Below are 19,963 nucleotides of genomic sequence, written 5' to 3' on the forward strand. Positions count from 1 at the left end.
GCTACCGGATAAGTCGCCGCAGGAGTTCAACCGTGCGCAGGGTGGCGCCGCGGTGGCGCCCTGCGAACGCGAGCGCGTGCGCCCCCATCCTGGTGCGCGCGGCATCGTCTTCCAGCAGGCGCAGCGCGGCCGCCACCAGGGCGTCGGCGTCGGGCAGGCGCAGTGCCGCGCCATCCTGTACCGCTTCCTCGGTCGCCTGGGCGAAATTGAAGGTGTGCTCGCCCACCAGCACCGGCTTGCCGAGCGCGCAGGCCTCGATCAGGTTCTGGCCGCCGAGCGGCATCAGGCTGCCGCCGATGAAGGCGCAATCGCAGGCGGCATAGTAGGCGAACATCTCGCCCATCGAATCGCCCAGCAGGACCTCGGCCTCGCCCATGCCGGCGTCGAGGCGCGAGCGCCGCTGCACGCGCAGGCCGCGCGCGGCAACCAGCTTCTCGACTTCATCGAAGCGCTGCGGGTGGCGCGGCACGATCGCCAGCAGCGCGCCGGCCGGCTTGTCGGCCGCGCGCAGCCAGGCGTCCAGGATCAGCGCTTCCTCGCCCTCGCGCGTGCTGGCGCACAGGAACACCGGACGCGCGCCGAACTGCGCGCGCAGCCAGTCGCCCTTCTCCAGCGCAGCCTGCGGCGGCACGACGTCGAACTTGATGCTGCCGGTCAGCTCGACCCGGGGCGCGCCGAGCGAGCGGATGCGCGCCGCGTCGGCCCCGGTCTGCGCCGCTACCAGGGTGATGGCCTGTGCGGCGTCCGTCATCAGGGCGCCCATCTTCTGTCCGCGGCGCAGGGAGCGTTCCGACAGGCGCGCATTGACCAGCGCCACCGGCACCCCGGCCCGGGCGCAGCCGGCAACCAGGTTCGGCCACACCTCGGTCTCCATCAGGATGCACACGCGCGGTGTGAAGCGGCGCAGGAAGCTTGCGACCATGAAGCCGGTGTCGTAAGGCAGGTAGGACTGGACCACGCGCTCGCCATGGTGGCCGAACAGCGATTGTCCGGTCGCGCGCCCGGTCGGCGTCATGTGGGTCAGCAGGATGCGGGAGTCGGGATAGGCCGCCAGCAAGGCCTCGACCAGCGGCTCGGCGGCGCGGGTCTCGCCGACCGAGACGGCGTGCACCCACAGGGTCGGGCGCGTCGACGGCGCGGCGTGCGGAAGGCCCAGGCGCTCGGCCCAGTGGGCGCGGTAGCCGGGCTCCTTGCGGCCGCGCCACCACAGGCGGCCCAGCACGAGCGGCAGCGCCAGCCACCAGGCCAGCGAGTACAGCCACCTGCTCACACGGCCTCCAGCAGGCGGCGCGCGGCCGCGATTACCTCGGCCGCGGATGGCGGCGCGCCCAGGTCGCCCAGGTTGACGATCTTGTCCGACCAGTTGCCTTCGGTCTTCCACTTCGGCGAATCGCAGTAGATCTCGACCGTCGGGCGCACGAAGGCGGCAGCGATGTGGGTCAGGCCGGTGTCGACGCCGACCGCCAGGCGGGCATGCTGGGCCACGGCGACCGCGTCCATCATCGACAGTTTCGGCAGCACGCGCGCGTTCGGCAGGCCGGCCGCCAGGGCATCGGCCTCGTCGCGCTCCTGCGGCGAGCCCCACGGCAGCAGCACCGGCATCGGCGCCAGTGCGCGTCCGAGTTCGATCCAGTGCTCGCGCGGCCACTTCTTGGCGGCGCGCGCGGTCCCGTGGAAGAAGACCGCGTAGTCTTCAGGCGGCAGGAAAGCCGGGCGCGCGGCCGTCTGCGGCGCCGGCAGGCCGAAATCGGGCGGGACGTCGACGTTGTAGCCGAGCGCGGCCCCGGCCACCTTGCGGCCGCGCGCCACCGCATGGGTGCGCGGGTTCAGGGGAATGCTGTGGGTATGGAAGATACGCGAGATGCCCTCGTAGCCCGAACCTTCGCTGCCGTTGGCCAGGCCGACCTTCCTGCCGCCGCGCACCGTGCGCGCGGCGCCCATGATGATGCCGGTCTTGAGCAGGCCCTGGGTATCGAACACGATGTCGTATTCTTCCTCGCGCAGGCTGGAGAAGAAGGCCTTGATCTCGGCCCGCGTCTCGGCCTTGCCGAGGCTCTTGCGCCAGCGGCGCAGCGCCCATGGAATGATCTTGCGTACGTGCGGGTTCAGGCGCACCAGGCTGGTATAGCCCTCTTCCACCACCCAGTCGATGGTGGCGCCGGGATGGTGGCGCAGGATGTCGGCCACCATCGGCAGGTTGTGCAGCACGTCGCCCAGCGAGGAGACGCGCACCAGCAGGATCTTCAAGGACGGCTCACTTAGAAAGGCAGTTCGGCGTCCGGCTTGGCGGCCAGGATCACCTGCTTGAACTCGGCCTGGATGCGGGCCAGGGCGTCCGGGTTCTCGCCCTCGAAGCGCAGGACCACCACCGGGGTGGTGTTCGAGGAACGGGCCAGGCCGAAGCCGTCCGGGTATTCCACGCGCAGGCCGTCGATGCCGTTGATGCTGCTGGAGCTCGGGAACACCGCATTGGCGCGCAGGCTGTCGATCAGGGTAAAGTTCTCGCCCTCCTTCAGGTGCAGGTGCAGTTCCGGGGTGCTGCTGGCGATCGGCAGGCTGTTGAGCAGCGCCGATGGATCCTGCTCCCTGGTCAGGATCTCGAGCATGCGCGCGCCCGCGTACAGGCCGTCGTCGAAGCCGTACCAGCGGTCCTTGAAGAAGATGTGGCCGCTCATCTCGCCGCCCAGCGGGGCGCCGGTTTCCTTCAGCTTGGCCTTGACCAGCGAGTGGCCGGTCTTCCACATCAGGGGGCGCCCGCCGGCTTTCTCGATCCAGGGGGCGAGGTGGCGGGTGCACTTGACGTCGTACAGGATCTCGGCGCCCGGATTGCGCGACAGGACATCGCTTGCGAACAGCATCATCTGGCGGTCCGGGAAGATGATCTGGCCATCCTTGGTGACGATGCCGAGGCGGTCGCCATCGCCGTCGAAGGCCAGGCCGATCTCGGCGTCGGTATCCTGCAGTGCCTTGATCAGGTCCTGCAGGTTTTCCGGATGCGCCGGGTCCGGGTGGTGGTTCGGGAAGTGGCCGTCGACTTCGCAAAACAGTTCGACGACCTCGCAGCCCATGCCGCGGAACAGGTCCGGTGCGAAGGCGCCGGCCACGCCGTTGCCGCAGTCGACCGCGATCTTGATCGGGCGGGCGATCTTGACGTCGCCAATGATGCGCTCGAGGTAGGCGGCACGGATGTCGTGGGTGCCGTAGCCGCCGCGCTGTTCGGCGATAGCGCCGTCGTAGGCGGCGATGCTGTCGTGCAGCGCCAGGATGGCGTCGCCATAGATCGCCTCGCCCGCCATCACCATCTTGAAGCCGTTGTAGTCCGGCGGATTGTGGCTGCCGGTGACCATGATGCCCGAACGGGTGTCGAGCACGTTGGTGGCGAAGTACACCATCGGGGTGGCGACCATGCCCAGGTCGATCACGTCGACGCCGGCGTCGCGCAGGCCTTCGCCCAGCGCCGCAGTCAGGCTCGGGCCCGACAGGCGGCCGTCGCGGCCGATCACGACCTTGCGCTCTCCCTTCGCCAGTGCGGCGGCGCCGAATGCGCGACCGATATGGCGGGCAATGCCTTCGTCCAGGGTCTTGTCGATGACGCCGCGAATGTCATAGGCCTTGAAGATGGTTTTGGAGAGAGCAAGCATGGTTTCCTTGGAAAGCTGGGGCGCGGGCATGCGAAAGCAGCGGCTGGTGAGAACCAGACCTCGGCGCCGAATTATCGGGATGGCAACTTAGAGGAATGACAAATGAAGCTATTGTAGCGGCAAGCGGCGTCCCGTGTGAACGGGACGAACCGCTTGCGCGGAAGAGCGTAACAGTCGGCGGTGCCGGCTTTTACGGCCGGCTCTGCCGGCTTGGGAAGGAATTAAACGCGCAGCTTGTCGAGCGACTTGCCGCCTTCGACCCATTCCTTGACCCATTTCGGCTGGCGGCCACGGCCGGTCCACTGCTGCGATTCGTTATCCGGATGGCGGTAACGCACGGCCACCGTATTGCCCTTGGTCGAATTGGCTTTGCCGGCGCCACGGCCACCGGTCGCCAGCAGGTCCTTGAGGGGCACGCCGACACTCTGCGCGATCGCCAGAATCTGTTCGCGCGCCTTTTGTACTTCCTGGACTTCGCGCTTCTTCATCTCCTGCTTGATTTGCTCTTGCAGGTTGCGCAAATCGCCTACGGACATATTGGACAGATCCATCTTTATTCCCTCGTTAGTGAAAGGTTGAAACCAAGAGCGCCTACCCTCATTGCTGCGTTGTATCGTCTTGCCCTGAGGGCTTTGTTAAACGTTCTAAAGCTTGAAACGGCACGGCGAGATACTCACCAAATGTCGCAATATACTAACATTAATATCTTAATTCCGCTTTTTCTTATGAAGAAAAAGCCAGCGTGGCGACTTAAATCGAACAATACGCGCATATAACCAGAGGTAACTGATTATAAACAACAAACTGAAGAAGATGAGCACCGCTGTGTTTTTCCAGAACACCGTCGCCGGAATGACGGCCATCAGGGAAAACAGCCATAAATAGGGCGAGGTGCGCGCGTTCCGTTTCATCAGGGCGCGCGCTTCGCGCGGCCCCACCGTCCATTGCACGATGCGGCGGAATATCAAACTGTGCAGGTGAATTCCATCCGGCAGTGCCGGCGATTTACCGCGCACGAACATGCGCCGGTAAGCGGAGAATATCGTTTCGAATGCGGGATAAATCAGGAGCAGCGCGGCATACCAGGTGGACACGCCGGGATTGCGCATCACCAGCAGCAGCGCGAGTTCGCCGAGCATGAAACCGAGGAAGTAGGCGCCGCCGTCACCGAGGAAAATCAGGCCGACCGGATAATTCCAGATCAGGAAGCCGGCGGTGGCGCCGGCCACGATCAGCGCAGTCACCAGCACGAACATGTCCCCCACCTGCAAGGCCACATACGCAAGCGACAGCAGCATGCAAATGCTGACCATGCTGGCCAGGCCATTGAAGCCGTCGATGATGTTCACGGCATTCGCGATGCCCGCCACCGCAAGCACCGTCAGCGGCAGCACGACGAGATTCAATTGCAGCGGCAGCACGCCCCAGGGCAGATCGAGGCGCACGAGTTTCGCGCCCAGCAGGTAATACGCGAATAGCGCCGCGAGCATCGTGAGCAGCAGGCGGCGCGCCGGCGAAACGCGGCCCGTATAGTCTTCGACGATACCGCCCGCCATGGCGACGCATGCGCATCCGAGCAAAGCCGCGAACCAGGAGCCGAACGCGGGTTCGCGCAATGTCGACACCGCGGCGCTGAATAAGACCGCGAGAAAGATCGGCACGCCGCCGATGCGCGCTACCAGATGCGCATGGAACTTCTGCACGCCCTCATAATCGGAGTCGAGCGCGCTGCCATTGTGCTTCGCATGTTTAATCACCAGCAGGGTCAGCAGCGCACAGGATACGAAACTGACGAAAAAGGAGAACATTTATTATTCTTTCGGTGCACATGTGGAGTCGTTTCCGGCGACTCCGCGGAAAAAGCCACGGCACTCTTATCGTTGGAATGGTGACCCATTGTACCGGAATAGATGGGGCATTCCGGGCCAGAATCCGATTGTGCACGGCGTCCTTCGGCTGGATCAAATGCGCGCATGTTCGAATGCCGGCGCCACGTTTATCCGATACGCTGCGGCCCCGCGCGAAATCATTTAGTATCCGCAAATACCCCATCGATAAGAACAACATGCGAACCTACGCCATCGGCGACCTGCAGGGCTGCGCCCATGAAGCCCAACTCCTGATCGCGCGCATCGCCGAGGACGCGCAGCGTCACGGCCAAGCGCAGCCGCGCATCCTCTTCGTCGGCGACCTGATCAACCGCGGCCCGGATTCGCTGACCGCATTGCGCCGCATGAAGGCGCTGTCCGAAGCGAACCCCGGCCGCGTCGAAGCCCTGCTCGGCAACCACGACCTGCACCTGATCGCGGTGGCCGTCGGCGCGCAGCGCGCCGGCCGCTCCGACACGCTCGACGAGATCCTGGCCGCGCCCGACCGCGATGAACTGATCCAGTGGCTGCGCCACCGCCCGCTGGCGATGTTCGTCGATGCGCACCTGCTGGTGCACGCCGGCGTCGCGCCCGAGTGGGATGCGGCGCAGACGATGGCGCTGGCGCACGAAGTCGAATCCGTGCTGCGCGGCGAGGACTGGATCGGCTTCCTGGCCGAGATGTACGGGAACCAGCCGAACCAGTGGGGCGACAGCCTGACCGGCATGGCGCGCCTGCGCTGCATCGTCAATGCGCTGACGCGCATGCGCCTGTGCGCGCCCGACGGCAGCATGGATTTCCTGCACAAGGAAAGCGAGAATGGGCCCGAGGGTTCGGGGCTGCTGCCCTGGTTCGATCTGCCGCAGCGGCGCACCGCCGACGTCACCGTGGTGTTCGGGCACTGGTCGGCGCTGGGACTGGTGCTGCGGCCGAACCTCGTGGGGCTCGACAGCGGCTGCGTGTGGGGCGGGAAGCTGACGGCGGTATGCCTGGACGACCGCTCGCTGCTGCAGGTGGATTGTCCCGAGTACCGGGAGCACAGCGGGAAGAAGTAGATGGCCGGCGAACCGGCCATCGTAGGGATCAGCGATGCAGCTGACTGAGATCGCGCACCGCGCCGCGGTCCGCCGAGGTGGTCAGCGCCGCATACGCCTGCAGCGCCTGCGACACGTAGCGCTCGCGCGCCACCGGCTTCCAGGCAGCCGCGCCGCGGTCTTCCATCTTGCCGCGGCGGTGCGCCAGTTCCTCGAAGCTCACGCGCAGGTTGATGGTGCGCGCGGGGATGTCGATGTCGATCATGTCGCCCTCTTCCACCAGCCCGATCGCGCCGCCTTCGGCCGCTTCCGGCGAGGCGTGGCCGATCACCAGGCCCGAGGAACCGCCCGAGAAGCGCCCGTCCGTAAACAGGGCGCAGGTTTTACCGAGACCCTTGGACTTGATGTACGAGGTCGGGTACAGCATCTCCTGCATGCCCGGGCCGCCCTTGGGGCCTTCGTAGCGGATGATGACCACGTCGCCGGCATGGACCGGGTTTTCAACATTCGCGCCCAGGATGGCTTCGACGGCCGCGTCCTGGCTTTCGAACACGCGCGCCTTGCCGGAGAACTTCAGGATGCTCTCGTCCACGCCGGCGGTCTTGACGATGCAGCCCTTCTCGGCGATGTTCCCGTACAGGACCGCCAGGCCGCCGTCCTGCGAATAGGCGTGCTCGCGGTCGCGGATGCATCCGAGGCTGCGATCGAGGTCGTTGGTATCGAAGCGCTCGGACTGCGAGAACGCGACCTGGGTCGGCACCCCGCCCGGGGCGGCGCGGAACAGCTGGTGCACGCTTTGATCGTCGCTGCGCTTGATGTCGTACTTCTCGATCGCCTCACCCATGGTCGGGCTATGCACGGTCGGCAGCGAGGTATCCAGCAGGCCGGCGCGCGCCAGCTCGCCCAGGATGGAGATGATGCCGCCGGCACGGTGCACGTCCTCGATGTGGTACTTGTCGGTCATCGGCGCCACCTTGCACAGGCAGGGCACCTGGCGCGAAATGCGGTCGATGTCGGCCATGGTGAATTCCACCTGGGCTTCGTGCGCCGCCGCCAGCAGGTGCAGCACGGTGTTGGTGGAACCGCCCATCGAGACGTCGAGCGCCATCGCGTTCTCGAACGCGGCCTTGGTGGCGATCGAACGCGGCAGCACAGAATAGTCGTCGCCTTCGTAGTGGCGCTTGGCCAGGTCGACGATCAGGCGGCCGGCGCGCAGGAACAGTTCCTTGCGGTCGGCATGGGTGGCGACGATGGTACCGTTCCCCGGCAGCGACAGGCCGAGCGCCTCGGTCAGGCAGTTCATCGAATTCGCGGTGAACATGCCGGAGCAGGAGCCGCAGGTCGGACAGGCCGAACGCTCGATCTCGGCCACGTCGGCATCGGACACCGTGCTGTCGCCGGCCTTGATCATGGCGTCGACCAGGTCGAGCTTGATGATCTTGCGGTCATTGTTGACCACCTTGACCACCTTGCCCGCTTCCATCGGGCCGCCGGACACGAACACCACCGGGATGTTCAGGCGCATCGCCGCCATCAGCATGCCGGGCGTGATCTTGTCGCAATTCGAGATGCACACCATCGCGTCGGCGCAGTGGGCGTTGACCATGTACTCGACCGAGTCGGCGATCAGGTCGCGCGAGGGCAGCGAATACAGCATGCCGCCATGGCCCATGGCGATGCCGTCGTCCACCGCGATGGTATTGAATTCCTTGGCCACGCCGCCGGAAGCCTCGATCTCGCGCGCGACCAGCTGGCCCAGGTCCTTCAGGTGGACGTGGCCGGGCACGAACTGGGTGAAGGAATTCACCACCGCGATGATCGGCTTGTCGAAGTCGCCGTCCTTCATGCCGGTGGCGCGCCACAGGGCACGGGCGCCGGCCATGTTGCGGCCCTGGGTGGTGGTGTGGGAACGGTAGGTGGGCATGCTGGTCTCCTCGGGAAGCGATGGTGCAAAGCACCAGCGTGACGCCAAGGCTGTGAGTTGTCCAGTATATTATTTATTGCTCTGTGATATGTTTTACATATCACGGCGGAGCGCCGCCGCCACGGCGTCTTCCGCGGCCTGCGCCAGCTCGCGGCGATGCGCGCCGGTGGCGTCGATCGGCGCCAGGCATTGCAGGCGTGCGATGACCGGCCGGCCTTCCAGGATCGTGAACAGGCTGTCGACGAAGCTGGTGTCGCCGACATAATCGACGGACGGGTGGAACGCGCCGGCCGCGTCGACATAGGACAGCGCATAGGGCTGCACCGCTACTTTCGCGTCAATGGCGGCCTCGAACAGGTTGGCGTGGAAAGGCAGCACCTGGCCCTGCATGGACGTGGTCCCCTCGGGGAAGAAGGCGACCCGCTGGCCCTGCTCCAGCACCGTGACCAGGCCCTTGAAGATGTGGCGCAGCTCGCGCCGGTTGCCGCGTGCGATGAAGACCGTGCCGGCGGCGGCGGCCAGCCAGCCCAGCACCGGCCAGGAACGGATCTCGGCCTTGGCCACGAAGCGGCAGGGGTGCAGCGCGTTGATAACGAAGATGTCGAGCCAGGACACGTGGTTGGCGACGATCAGCGCATGCTCGAGCACGGGCGCGCCGTCGGGCTGCTCGACCCTCACCCGGCACAGGCCGAGCAGCTTGCGCGACCAGCGCCGCGTGAGGCGCTCGCGCATGCGCAGCGACGCCAGCGGGAACACCAGGGCGCAGGTCGCCAGGCCCGCCACCAGGTGGACCATGACGCGCGCCAGGCGCAGGGCAAGCCTCAGCTTCACGGAGACGGCCGCCCGCCCCGCTTATCGCTGGAAAGCCACGCGGCCGCGCACCAGCGTCGCACGCACCTGCCCGGCCAGTTCGTAGCCGAGGAAAGGCGTGTGCTTGCCCTGGCTGGCCAGCGCCTTGCGCTCGACCTTCCAGCGCGCATCCGGGTCGAACACCACCACGTCGGCCGCCGCGCCCACCGACAGCGTGCCGGCCGGCAGGCCGGCGACACGCGCCGGCTCGACGGTAACCTTGGCCAGCGCCTGCGACAAGGCCTGGTCGCTGCGCTGCTCTTCCGCCCACTTGAGGCTCAGGGCCAGCAGCAGCTCCAGGCCGGTCGAGCCGGGTGTGGCTTCGGCGAAGGGCAGCAGTTTCTCGTCGTCGTCCACCGGGGTGTGGTCCGAGCAGACCGCGTCCACGGTGCCGTCCAGCAGGGCGTTGCGGATCGCATCGCGGTCGCGCTGGCTGCGCAGCGGCGGGTTGAAGCGCGCGTTGGGGTCGAAGAAGCCGATGTCGGCATCGGTCATGTGCAGGTGGTGCACGCCGACGTCGCAGGTGACCGGCAGGCCTTCCTTCTTGGCGGCGGCCACCAGGGCCAGGCCGGCCGCGGACGACATGCGGCACAGGTGCACGCGCGCGCCGGTGGCGCGCACCAGTTCGAAGATGGTGTGCAGGGCGATGGTCTCGGACATGACCGGCACGCCCGACAGGCCCAGGCGCGAGGCCAGCGGCCCGCTATGGGCCACGCCGCCGCGGCCGATGTGGGCATCCTGCGGGCGCAGCCACACGGTGTAGCCGAAGGTCTTGGCGTACTGCATGGCGCGCAGCAGCACGGTGGTGTCGAGCACCGGCACCTCGGCCTGCGAGAAGCCGATGCAGCCGGCCTCGGTCAGCTCGGCCATCTCGGTCAGCGACTGGCCCTTCAGGCCCATGGTCAGCGCGCCCAGCGGGTGCACGTTGGCCTGGTCCAGGATGCGTGCGCGGTGCTTGAGCATCTCGACCAGGCCCGGCTCGTCCAGCACCGGGTCGGTGTCCGGTGGGCAGACCAGGGTGGTCACGCCGCCCTGCATCGCCGCTTTCATCTCGGATTCCAGTGTCGCCTTGTATTCGTAGCCCGGCTCGCGCAGGCGCGCTGACAGGTCGACCAGGCCGGGGGCGACCACCAGGCCGGAGGCATCGAAGGTCTGGTCGGCCGTGAAGCCGTCCGGGGCCTGGCCGATGGCGGCGATGACGCCGTCGGCGATGAACAGGTCCATTACTTGATCGATGCCGTTCGCCGGGTCGATCACCCGGCCGTTCTTGATATGGTGTTTCATCCGTGGGTTCCCGCCAAAATGCTCATCACTGCCATGCGTACCGCAATGCCGAAGGTCACCTGCGGCAGGATCACCGCCTGGCTGCCGTCGGCCACCGCCGAGTCGATCTCGACGCCGCGGTTCATCGGACCCGGGTGCATCACGATCGCGTCCGGCTTGGCCAGGGCGAGGCGCTCCGGGGTCAGGCCGTAGCTCTTGAAGTATTCCTGCGCCGAGGGCAGCAGCGCGCCGCTCATGCGTTCGTTCTGCAGGCGCAGCATGATGATGACGTCGACGTCCTTCAGGCCCTCATCCATGTTGGTGAAGGTGCGCACGCCCATCTCGGCCAGGCCGCCCGGCAGCAGCGTGTGCGGGCCGATGGCGCGCACTTCCGGCACGCCCAGCGTGGTCAGGGCGTGGATGTCCGAACGCGCCACGCGGCTGTGCAGGATGTCGCCGACGATCGCCACCCGCAAGTTGGTGAAGTCCTTCTTGTAGTGGCGGATCGTGTACATGTCGAGCAGGCCCTGGGTCGGGTGCGCGTGGCGGCCGTCGCCGGCGTTCACGACGTGCACGTGGGACTGGTTGGTCTCGATCAGGTGCTTGGCGATCAGGTAGGGCGCGCCCGACTGCGCATGGCGCACCACGAACATGTCGGCGTGCATGGCCGACAGGTTGTCGATGGTGTCGAGCAGCGATTCGCCCTTGCTGGCGGACGAAGCCTGGATGTTCAGGTTGATGACGTCGGCCGACAGGCGCTTGGCCGCGATTTCGAAGGTGGTGCGGGTGCGCGTGCTGTTCTCGAAGAAGAGGTTGAACACGCTCTTGCCGCGCATCAGCGGCACCTTCTTGACCTCGCGGTCGGAAATGCCCACGAAGCTCGAGGCGGTATCGAGGATGTGGTTGATGACCGACTTGGGCAGGCCTTCGATGGTGAGCAGGTGTTGCAGCTCGCCGTTCTTGTTCAGTTGCGGGTTGTTAAACAGTTTCGGCATGGTCGGCAGGGGACGGGTCTTCTTCAATGGTCAGCGAGAGTTGGCCGGCATCGTCGCGCTGCAGGCACAGCGACTGGTGCGGCGCCAGTTCGGCATGGGTGCCGACGTAGTCGGCGGCCACCGGCAGCTCGCGCCCGCCGCGGTCGGCCAGGGCCGCCAGGCGGATGCAGGCCGGGCGGCCGTAGTCGAACAGCACGTTGATCGCGGCGCGCGTGGTGCGGCCGGTCTGCAGCACGTCGTCCACCAGCACCACCGTGGCGCCGTCCACCGCGAAGCGGATGTGGGTCGGCTTCACGTCCGGGTGCAGGCCCTTCTTGGCGTAGTCGTCGCGGTAGAACGAGACGTCGATGGTGCCGAAGCGGTGCGTCAGGTCGAGGTCGCGCGCGAGGCGTTCGGCCAGCCAGGCGCCGCCGGAGTGGATGCCCACGATGGCGGGCTCCAGCACGCCGTCCAGGCCCGCGCGGACCTGGCCCAGCAGCTCGCGGTACAGCGCCTCCGCGTCGTAGACGTGATTAGATGTTGGCATGAGGGTCAATGAGCGTCAAAGTATTGTTGCAAAATGATGGCGGCCGCCTTGGCGTCGATGATCTCGCCGCGCATTTGCGGGATGACGGCGGACGAATAGCGCTCGTCGACGAGTTCGACGGGCAGGCTGAAACGGCCGTGCAGCTGGTTGGCGAAGCGCCGGCTGCGCAGGGTCATGTCGTGTTCGGCGCCGTCGGGATGGCGCGGCTCGCCCACGATGAGGCGAGCCGGCTTCCATTGCTCGATCAAGTCGCCGATGACCTGGAAACGGGTGGCGTTGTCGACGGCCTTGATGACCGTCAACGGTTGGGCTTGTCCGGTCAGGGTGTTGCCCATGGCAATGCCGATTCGTTTGACCCCGAAGTCAAAACCAAAAACGATGTCGACCATCAGGGTTCGAACCCCTTATGCATGGCCGGCTTCAGTCGCGAGCATGAGTGGATCGATTCCCAGCAGTTTGATGGCGGCGGTATAGCGCTCCTCGATCGGCAGGTCGAACAGCACACGGGCGTCGGCGCCCACGGTGAGCCAGCCGTTGCGCGAGAGTTCTTCCTCGAGCTGCCCCGGGCTCCAGCCGGCGTAGCCGATCGACACCAGCATGCGGGCCGGACCGGCGCCGCTGGCGACGGCTTCGAGCACGTCGATCGAGGTGGTGAAGGCGACGTCGTCGGTGACGGTCAGCGAGGACGAATAGCGTCCGCCCGGCGAATGCAGCACGAAGCCGCGGTCGTCCTGGACCGGACCGCCGAACATGATCGGCTGGTCCACCACCGAGGAGCGCAGCCCGGGGGACAGCTTCAGGTCGACGCGGTCGAACAGCACTTCCATCGTCATGTCGGTCGGCTTGTTGATGACCACGCCGAGCACGCCTTTCTCATTGTGCTCGCAGACGTAGACCACGGTGCCGCCGAAGATCGGGTCCTGGATCGAGGGCATCGCGATCAGGAAATGGTTGGCAAGGTCCAGCCCGGAAGGTGAGGGGCCGATCTTTCCGAGCGCTTTGTCCTGTTCCGGTGGCATGCCGGGCATCGGTAGAGTGCTGCCAACTTTGCTTTTCTTCATACGCTTACTCTCACATGGGCCCACTCTGGTTAATGAAGTGTCCACAAAACAACATTACGCTTTTCGATAGTTTACACCGAATCGGGGCGGGACCCCATGGAAGCACCCCGATCACCGACCCGGCTCTGTCCCGCGCAAGGCGAACCCAGAACCGTTAGGAGGAATCCTACCCAGTAAAATCCTTCGCCACCTTGACCCCGCACACGATGATGAATATGAGCAACTCTTTGGTCTGGTTCCGGCGCGACTTGCGGGCATTCGACCATGCAGCCCTGCACCGGGCATTGAAGTCGTCCAATTGTGTGTATTGCGTTTTCGTGTATGACAGCGACATTCTCGACCCGCTGCCGCGCGACGACCGCCGTGTGCGGTTCATCCACGCCAGCCTGGCCAGCCTCGACGCCGAGCTGCGCCGGCTCGGCGGGTATCTGATCGTGCGGCAGGGCCGCCCTCTTGAAGTGATCCCTGCGCTCGCCACCGAACTGGGTGTCGACGCGGTATTGGTTTGTACCGATTATGAACCTGAGGCGGTGGAACGCGACGCACGGATGAACGAGCGTCTTGCCTGCGACGGTAGGAAATTTCTGAGTTTCAAGGACCAGGTCATTTTCGAGCAGGACGAAGTACTGACCCTGGCCAAGGGACCGTTCTCGGTGTTCACTCCCTACAAGAACGCCTGGCTCAAGCGCTTGGCCAGCATGCCGGAAACCCTGGCGGCCTATCCGGTCGATCCTTACGCGCATGCGTTCGCGCCGCCGCCCGCCAACACGCCGGCCCTGTCCTCGCTGGCCGAGATCGGCTTTCAAGATGGCGAGCCGCCCTTGCCCGCCGGAATGGAAGGCGCAGAGGAGTTGTTCGAAGGCTTCATTGCGCACCTGGCGGACTACGGCCGGGCGCGCGATTTTCCTGCGGAGGACGGCACTTCACGCCTGTCGACCCACCTGCGCTTCGGCACCACCTCGATCCGCCACCTGGTGCGCACGGCGCGGCAGATGATGGAAAACGGCGCCGGCGGCAGCGGCGCCTCGGTCTGGCTGTCGGAACTCATCTGGCGTGATTTTTATTCGATGATCCTGGCGCGCAATCCGCAGGTCGTGACGCAATCCTTCAAGCCGGCCTTCGACGCCCTGGCGTGGGAAAGCGGCGAGGAAGCGGAGGAACTGTTCGCGGCCTGGTGCGAGGGGCGCACCGGCTACCCGCTGGTGGATGGGGCGATGGCGCAACTGAACCGCACGGGCTTCATGCACAACCGGCTGCGCATGGTGACCGCGAGTTTCCTGACCAAGGACCTCGGGATCGACTGGCGGCGCGGCGAACGCTATTTCGCCCTGAAGCTGAACGATTACGAGCTGGCCTCGAACAACGGCGGCTGGCAGTGGGCGGCGTCGACGGGCTGCGATGCCCAGCCGTGGTTCAGGATCTTCAATCCGGTGGCGCAGTCGCAGCGCTTCGACGCGCACGGGGAGTTCATCCGGGCGTGGGTGCCGGCACTCAGGCGCTTGAGCGCGAAGGAGATCCATGCGCCCTGGCTGGTGGCGCAGGATGTGCTGGCCGACAAAGGCGTGGTGCTGGGGAAGGATTATCCGCTTCCCGTTGTCGAGCATGACGTCGCGAGGAAGCGGACCCTGGAACGGTTCGGGGCGGTGAAAAAGGCCAAGGGCTGAGCCCTCGGCCTCTCAGTTCTTCTGCTTGTCCAGCAGGCTCTCGATCGCCGCCAGCAGCACCGGTTCCTGGTACGGCTTGCCGAAATAGGCATTCACCCCCAGCCCCAGCGCCACATTGCGGTGCTTGTCCGCCGTGCGCGAAGTGATCATGATGATCGGGATGGCCCGGGTGAGCTCCCTGCTGCGCACTTCGCGCGTCAGGTCGAATCCGTCCATGCGCGGCATCTCGATATCGACCAGCATCAGGTCGGGCCGCGCCAGTTCGATCTGCTCGAGCGCGTCGACGCCGTCCTTGGCCAGCATCACCCGGTAGCCTTCGCGCTCCAGCAGGCGCTGGGTCACGCGGCGCACCGTGATCGAATCGTCCACCACCATGATGGTCGGACGCTCCGGCTGCGGCGCCTCCTCGGCGGCAAGGACAGGCTGGGCGGCGGGACGCTGGGCCAGCACCACCGGATCCAGGATCAGCACGATCTCGCCCGTTCCCAGCACCGTGGCGCCGGCAATGCCCGGCACCCGCGACAGCTGCGGGCCGATGTTCTTGACCACCACCTCGCGGTTGCCCAGCACCTCGTCCACGCGCAGCGCGATGCGCCCGCTCGCCCCATGCACGACCAGCACCGGATTCAGGCGCTGCATCGCGCCGCCGCTGCCCTCGCCGAGCAGCACCTCGAGCGTGTGCAGCGCATGCGGCTGCCCCGCCACGGCAATCGTGCCGGCAGCCTGCGCCGCGGCCAGGTCGGTATCGCGCACCTGCAGCACCTGCTCGACCAGGGTCGAGGGCAGCGCATAGGTACGGCCGGCGCTCGCCACCAGCACCACCTGGGCCACCGCCAGTGTCAGGGGCAGGTGGATCGAGAAGCGCGTACCCTTGCCCGGCTCGGTCGTCACCACCACGCGGCCGCCCAGGGCCTGGGCTTCGGAACGTACCACGTCCATGCCCACGCCGCGGCCGGCCAGCTCGGTCAGCGTGTCGGCGGTCGAGAAGCCCGGCTCGAAAATCAGTTCGGCCGCGTCCATGTCGGACACGGCCGCATCCGGCCCGACCAGGCCAAGATCGCGCGCCTTGGCGCGGATCCGGTCGAGGTCCAGCCCGGCCCCGTCGTCGCCGAACACGATCGCCACCTCGTTGCCGTGCTGGCTCACCTGCACCAGCACTTCGCCGGTCTCCGACTTGCCGGCCGCGAGACGGTCGGCGCGCGGCTCGATGCCGTGCACGATCGCGTTGCGCAGCAGGTGTTCGAAAGGCGCGGCCATCTGTTCCAGCACGCTGCGGTCGATTTCCACCGATCCGCCGCGGATGTCGAGGTTGACCCGCTTGTCGGTTTCCTTGGCGGTCTGGCGTGCTATCCGGAACAGGCGTTCGGACAGGCTCGCGAAGGGCACCATGCGCACGCGCATCAGGTCGCGCTGCAGGTCGCGCGTCATGCGCGACTGCGCCGCCAGGTCTTCCGCCGCGCTGTCCACGGTGCGCGACAGGCCTTCGTGGAAGGCTTCCACGTCGTTCACGCTTTCGGCCATCATGCGCGTCAGTTCCTGCAGGCGCGTAAAGCGGTCGAACTCGAGCGGATCGAATTCGCGCTCGCCGGCGATCGACAATCGCGATGCGATCTGCGATTCGGCCTGCATCTCGATCTCGCGCATCTGGCGGCGCAGGCGGTCGAGGTTTTCCGAGAAGTCCGACAGCGCGCCCTTGAGCGAACCCACCTGGTTTTCCAGGCGCGAGCGCGAGATCGACACTTCGCCCGCCTGGTTGACGACGCGGTCGAGAAGGTCGGCGCGCACGCGCACCAGCGGTGCCCGGCCGCCGGCCGGCTCGGGGGCTGCCGGCGCCGCGGCCCGGGCCGGACTCGCCGGTTGCTGCAGCTGCTCGAACAGCAGCAAGGCCTGATCGTAGTTGGCCAGCAGTTCGTCGAAGGCGGCCGGGGTGGTGGTCCCCGCATGCACCATGTTCTCGATCTGGGTTTCCAGCTCGTGGGTGTGCTGGCCGAGGCGCATCGCGCCGGCCATGCGGGCGCTGCCCTTCACCGTGTGCAGCGCGCGCTGCAGTCCCTGGGCGACGGCGTGGTCCTGCGGATGCTGCTGCCACTGGCGCAGGCCGTTGCCGATCTGCGGGAACAGGTCGGCGCCCTCTTCCAGGAAGACCGGCAGCAGGTCGGGATCGAGTTCGTCGCTGAAGACCGGGCCGGCGGCCAGCACGCTGCCTGCCGGCGCGGGCGCCGCGGCTTCCGGCGCCGCGTCGAGCACCGCCTCGTCCGGCGTGACCGGCACGAAGGCCGGCGCCCCGGTGGACGGCGCGGCCTGGTCGAGCGACGGCGCGGCGAACAGGTGGTCCAGCGAGGCGTCGAACAGGTCGTCGATCTCGCTCACCGCACTTGCCAGCGCCTGTTCTTCCGGCTCGGCGGGCGCGACTTCGATGGCCGGCGGTGCCGCGAGCAGCTCGCCGTAGGCGCTGGCGAACAGGGCGTCGAGCTGCTGGGCCAGGTCCGGGTCGACTTCGCCGTAGACGGCGGCGGCCTGCTGGCTGGCGAGGCGTTCCAGCAGGCTGCCGAGCTGGGCGACCAGGTCCGGCTGGGCCGGGGCCAGTTCGCCGAGGGTGAACACCTGCAGCATGGTGCGCACGCGCGACAGCGTCGCGTCCAGCAGATCGCGCCCATTGTCGTCGAGCGTGGGGCCGGGCGCCGCCAGCTTTTCCAGCACCAGTTCGAGCGCATGGGCAAGCTCGCGCAGCGCGGCGTAGCCGACCGTGGACGAGGTGCCGCCCAGCGTGTGCGCCGCCTTCAGCGCTTCCGGCGATGCGCGCCGCTGCGGCTCCGCGCGCCAGGCGTCGAAGTCCTGGGCCAGCAGTGCCACCAGGGCTGCGGTTTCTTCCAGGTAGATCGTGTACAGGCCGAGCGGAATCTCCAGCCCGTCGACGCGTTCGGTGCCGGGCTGCGGCGCCGGCACGATAATGTCCTCGAGCGTCGGCACCTGGAGGTCCTCGGCCGCACCGCCCTCCTGCACGCGCGCGGCCGCGGCCACCAGGGACGCGCTGTCGCGGTCCGGGCTGCCGCCGGCGACCAGGTCGGCCACCCAGCCGGAGAGTTCCGCATGCGCCTGGCGCAGCAGCGCCAGCAATTCCGGCGTGGCGCTGCGCGCCTCGGCCAGCCACAGGTTCATGGTGCGCTCGACGGCGGCGGCGGCCTCGGCGAAGCGCTCCAGGCTCACCATGCGGCTGCTGCCCTTGAGCGTGTGGAAGGCGCGGCGCAGCAAGGTCAGGGTCTCCTGGCTGTCGGGATGGCTTTCTGCCTGCGGCAGCGCCTCCAGCACGAAGCCCAGCACTTCCTGCGCTTCGAGGATGAAGATCTCGAGCAGCTCGGATTCGATGCTCGCTTCCTGCGCCGGCACCTCCTGCACGGGCTCCGGCTCGGGCGCGGCCTCGACGAACTCGAAAGGCAGCTCGCGCAGCAGGCGCTTTTCCAGGTCGAAGCTGAAGCGGCTGCGCGCCGCCTCGCTGTTCTGGGCCAGCAGGTCGCTGAAGAAACCGAGCGCGCCGATGTTCTGGGCGATGTTGTGCAGCACGCCCGACTGCGCCGTCACGTCTCCGTCGCTGCCGGCCAGCAGCCGCACTTCGCCGGCCACGTGGCGCACCGCCTGCACCGCTTCTTCCTGGTCGAGGATGGACAGGGCGCCCTGCAGCTGGTGCAGCACCGGCTCGGCCTGGACCAGCACTTCGCGCTTGCCCGGCTTGTCGTAGTAATCGTCGAGCAGCTTCTCGACCTGGCGCAGGCCGGCCTTGATCTCGCCGGCCAGCACCGCCACGGTCTGGCCCTGCTGGATCTGGCGCGCCAGCTCGCCCTGCCACTGGGGCGCGTCCGGCGGGGTTTCGCCGGCGGCCAGGGCCAGCAGGCGCGCGCCGACGGCTTCCGCGTTTTCGGCGAAATCGTCCGGCAACTGGCGCAGCTGGTCCAGGCCGTTTTCGACGAACAGCATGGCGGTCGCCATCTCCAGCCCGAAGTCCTCGCTGCGGCCCGCCTGCATGGCGTCCGTGGCGGCGCGTCCGAGCTCGCGCATCAGCTGGGCCAGCGCGGGTGCGCCCAGCTTTTCGCTGGCGCCGGCCAGGCGCGACAGCTGCTCGTTGAAATCTTCCTTGACCGCGAGGTCGCCCTCGCTGGCAATGCGGTCCCAGTCCGACTTGCTGCGGGCCAGCGCCTCGCGCGCTTCCTTCAGCGTGGCCTGGTCGATGCGGCCGTAGCGGCGCGCGGCGTAATCGTGGGGCACCAGGCCGTCCAGGCCGCAGGCCTGGCGCAGGCGCTGGGCGTCCGGATTGGGTTGGCTTGCCGCCGCGACGAAGAACAGCGCATCGCGCAGCATCGCGTCGGGCGTGCCGCCCTGGCCCTGCGACAGGCGGCGCAGCTGCAGGTTGACCTGGCCGAGCAGCTGCTTGACGTACAAGTCGCTCTCGACCTGGCCGTCGGCGACCACGCCGGCAAAGGCGTGCAGCGCGGCCCAGAACAGGCGTGCGCGCGGCGCTTCCTGGGCGGCCGCTACCGGCTCCAGCGCATCGCGCATCCCGACGGCATGCTGCGCATCGCCGCTCTTCAGGTAAGGCAGCAGCGCTTTTTCAAAACGCGCACGGCAGGCCGCGATATCCGGCGCCTCGGCCGCGACGGCCGCATGCAGCTGGACGTCCTTGCCGAGCTCCGCCGGCAGCAGATCCGAGGGGTGGATGCGCTCGACGCCGAGCAGCTCCTGCAGATCGCGGTAATAGGGGAACAGGCGCGCCGGCTGCTGCGGCGCCCCGCCCAGCAGCTCGTCGAGGTATTCGACCAGGGCCTGGTAGGCGTCCTGCACCGGCTTCACCGTCTCCGGGGTGCAGGCCAGGCCGCCATCCTTGAGGCGGTCGATCAGCCGTTCCGCCGCGCCGCCCAGCACGCCCACGCCCTCGACGTCCACCAGCTGCAGCGCGCCGTGGGCCTGGTGCAGGTGGGTCTTCGCGTGCAGCAGCAGGGTCGGCTGGGCTTCCGGGCTGCGCCCGGCCGCATCGCGCAACGCCGTGCCCGAGCGTCCCAGCGCATCGCGGATCTCGCCGATCACCCAGGACAGGGGGCCGGTATCGAAGGCTGGCATGCGCGGGGAAGCTTGGGTCGTCATTGGTT

The 19,963-nt window shown here is 67.3% G+C and carries 15 protein-coding genes; 2 read left to right on the plus strand and 13 right to left on the minus strand.

The genetic code is table 11. From position 1 onward, the window contains the following. Nucleotide 1 precedes the first annotated feature (1 nt). From waaA to AC56LK_RS07815, 5 genes are all read right to left on the minus strand, one after another. Complete coding sequence (gene waaA, locus AC56LK_RS07795; protein WP_497183989.1) at nt 2–1,270, minus strand: lipid IV(A) 3-deoxy-D-manno-octulosonic acid transferase; 1,269 nt, start codon at nt 1,268–1,270, stop codon at nt 2–4. Beyond that, on the minus strand, nt 1,267–2,247 hold the full coding sequence (gene waaC / locus AC56LK_RS07800) for a lipopolysaccharide heptosyltransferase I (protein ID WP_497183990.1): 981 nt from the start codon (nt 2,245–2,247) through the stop codon (nt 1,267–1,269). Before waaC ends, waaA begins: the two co-directional genes overlap by 4 nt. A gap of 11 nt (nt 2,248–2,258) precedes the next feature. After that, nucleotides 2,259–3,641 carry a phosphomannomutase/phosphoglucomutase gene (locus tag AC56LK_RS07805; RefSeq protein ID WP_497183991.1) on the minus strand — a complete coding sequence of 461 codons (1,383 nt, stop codon included), beginning with the start codon at nt 3,639–3,641 and terminating at the stop codon, nt 2,259–2,261. A gap of 221 nt (nt 3,642–3,862) precedes the next feature. Further along, nucleotides 3,863–4,192, minus strand: coding sequence for an H-NS histone family protein (locus AC56LK_RS07810; protein WP_497183992.1), 330 nt, complete (start codon nt 4,190–4,192; stop codon nt 3,863–3,865). A gap of 156 nt (nt 4,193–4,348) precedes the next feature. Beyond that, nucleotides 4,349–5,449, minus strand: coding sequence for an MraY family glycosyltransferase (locus AC56LK_RS07815; RefSeq protein WP_497183993.1), 1,101 nt, complete (start codon nt 5,447–5,449; stop codon nt 4,349–4,351). Between the two features lie 257 nt (nt 5,450–5,706). On the opposite strand from AC56LK_RS07815, the gene AC56LK_RS07820 reads away from it, so the two are divergent. Beyond that, nucleotides 5,707–6,564: a symmetrical bis(5'-nucleosyl)-tetraphosphatase gene (locus tag AC56LK_RS07820; protein ID WP_497183994.1), complete on the plus strand. Its 858-nt coding sequence runs from the start codon at nt 5,707–5,709 to the stop codon at nt 6,562–6,564. Nucleotides 6,565–6,592: 28 nt separating this feature from the next. On the opposite strand, the gene ilvD is transcribed toward AC56LK_RS07820, so the two are convergent. The 7 genes from ilvD to AC56LK_RS07855 form a co-directional block, all read right to left on the minus strand. Next, nucleotides 6,593–8,467, minus strand: coding sequence for a dihydroxy-acid dehydratase (gene ilvD / locus AC56LK_RS07825; protein ID WP_497183995.1), 1,875 nt, complete (start codon nt 8,465–8,467; stop codon nt 6,593–6,595). Between the two features lie 93 nt (nt 8,468–8,560). Further along, nucleotides 8,561–9,298, minus strand: coding sequence for a lysophospholipid acyltransferase family protein (locus AC56LK_RS07830; RefSeq protein ID WP_497183996.1), 738 nt, complete (start codon nt 9,296–9,298; stop codon nt 8,561–8,563). A 21-nt stretch (nt 9,299–9,319) separates the two neighbouring features. Then, the gene (locus AC56LK_RS07835; protein WP_497183997.1) at nt 9,320–10,600 is read right to left on the minus strand and encodes a dihydroorotase; all 1,281 of its coding nucleotides are present in this window, start codon (nt 10,598–10,600) and stop codon (nt 9,320–9,322) included. After that, nucleotides 10,597–11,574, minus strand: a complete 978-nt coding sequence (locus AC56LK_RS07840) for an aspartate carbamoyltransferase catalytic subunit (protein WP_497183998.1) — start codon at nt 11,572–11,574, stop codon at nt 10,597–10,599. The genes AC56LK_RS07835 and AC56LK_RS07840 overlap by 4 nt, the downstream gene beginning before the upstream one ends. Next, complete coding sequence (gene pyrR, locus AC56LK_RS07845; protein WP_497183999.1) at nt 11,558–12,100, minus strand: bifunctional pyr operon transcriptional regulator/uracil phosphoribosyltransferase PyrR; 543 nt, start codon at nt 12,098–12,100, stop codon at nt 11,558–11,560. The genes AC56LK_RS07840 and pyrR overlap by 17 nt, the downstream gene beginning before the upstream one ends. 5 nt (nt 12,101–12,105) lie before the next feature. Next, on the minus strand, nt 12,106–12,489 hold the full coding sequence (ruvX, locus tag AC56LK_RS07850) for a Holliday junction resolvase RuvX (RefSeq protein WP_497184000.1): 384 nt from the start codon (nt 12,487–12,489) through the stop codon (nt 12,106–12,108). Nucleotides 12,490–12,504: 15 nt separating this feature from the next. Next, complete coding sequence (locus AC56LK_RS07855; protein ID WP_497184272.1) at nt 12,505–13,119, minus strand: YqgE/AlgH family protein; 615 nt, start codon at nt 13,117–13,119, stop codon at nt 12,505–12,507. A gap of 251 nt (nt 13,120–13,370) precedes the next feature. Between AC56LK_RS07855 and AC56LK_RS07860 the strand changes: the two genes are divergently transcribed. Then, complete coding sequence (locus tag AC56LK_RS07860; protein WP_497184001.1) at nt 13,371–14,825, plus strand: cryptochrome/photolyase family protein; 1,455 nt, start codon at nt 13,371–13,373, stop codon at nt 14,823–14,825. Nucleotides 14,826–14,837: 12 nt separating this feature from the next. Here AC56LK_RS07860 and AC56LK_RS07865 read toward each other — a convergent pair whose 3' ends face one another. Further along, the gene (locus AC56LK_RS07865) at nt 14,838–19,958 is read right to left on the minus strand and encodes an Hpt domain-containing protein (protein WP_497184002.1); all 5,121 of its coding nucleotides are present in this window, start codon (nt 19,956–19,958) and stop codon (nt 14,838–14,840) included. Between the last annotated feature and the right edge of the window lie 5 nt (nt 19,959–19,963).

This window comes from Telluria sp. ZB4P36 (genome assembly GCF_059685865.1).

Coding starts and splice junctions, on each gene's coding strand:
- AC56LK_RS07805 (WP_497183991.1), bottom strand. CDS start 3,641: ATGCTTGCTCTCTCCAAAACCATCTTCAAGGCCTATGACATTCGCGGC.
- AC56LK_RS07810 (WP_497183992.1), bottom strand. CDS start 4,192: ATGGATCTGTCCAATATGTCCGTAGGCGATTTGCGCAACCTGCAAGAG.
- AC56LK_RS07815 (WP_497183993.1), bottom strand. CDS start 5,449: ATGTTCTCCTTTTTCGTCAGTTTCGTATCCTGTGCGCTGCTGACCCTG.
- AC56LK_RS07820 (WP_497183994.1), top strand. CDS start 5,707: ATGCGAACCTACGCCATCGGCGACCTGCAGGGCTGCGCCCATGAAGCC.
- ilvD (WP_497183995.1), bottom strand. CDS start 8,467: ATGCCCACCTACCGTTCCCACACCACCACCCAGGGCCGCAACATGGCC.
- AC56LK_RS07835 (WP_497183997.1), bottom strand. CDS start 10,600: ATGAAACACCATATCAAGAACGGCCGGGTGATCGACCCGGCGAACGGC.
- AC56LK_RS07840 (WP_497183998.1), bottom strand. CDS start 11,574: ATGCCGAAACTGTTTAACAACCCGCAACTGAACAAGAACGGCGAGCTG.
- pyrR (WP_497183999.1), bottom strand. CDS start 12,100: ATGCCAACATCTAATCACGTCTACGACGCGGAGGCGCTGTACCGCGAG.
- ruvX (WP_497184000.1), bottom strand. CDS start 12,489: ATGGTCGACATCGTTTTTGGTTTTGACTTCGGGGTCAAACGAATCGGC.
- AC56LK_RS07855 (WP_497184272.1), bottom strand. CDS start 13,119: ATGCCACCGGAACAGGACAAAGCGCTCGGAAAGATCGGCCCCTCACCT.
- AC56LK_RS07860 (WP_497184001.1), top strand. CDS start 13,371: ATGAATATGAGCAACTCTTTGGTCTGGTTCCGGCGCGACTTGCGGGCA.
- AC56LK_RS07865 (WP_497184002.1), bottom strand. CDS start 19,958: ATGACGACCCAAGCTTCCCCGCGCATGCCAGCCTTCGATACCGGCCCC.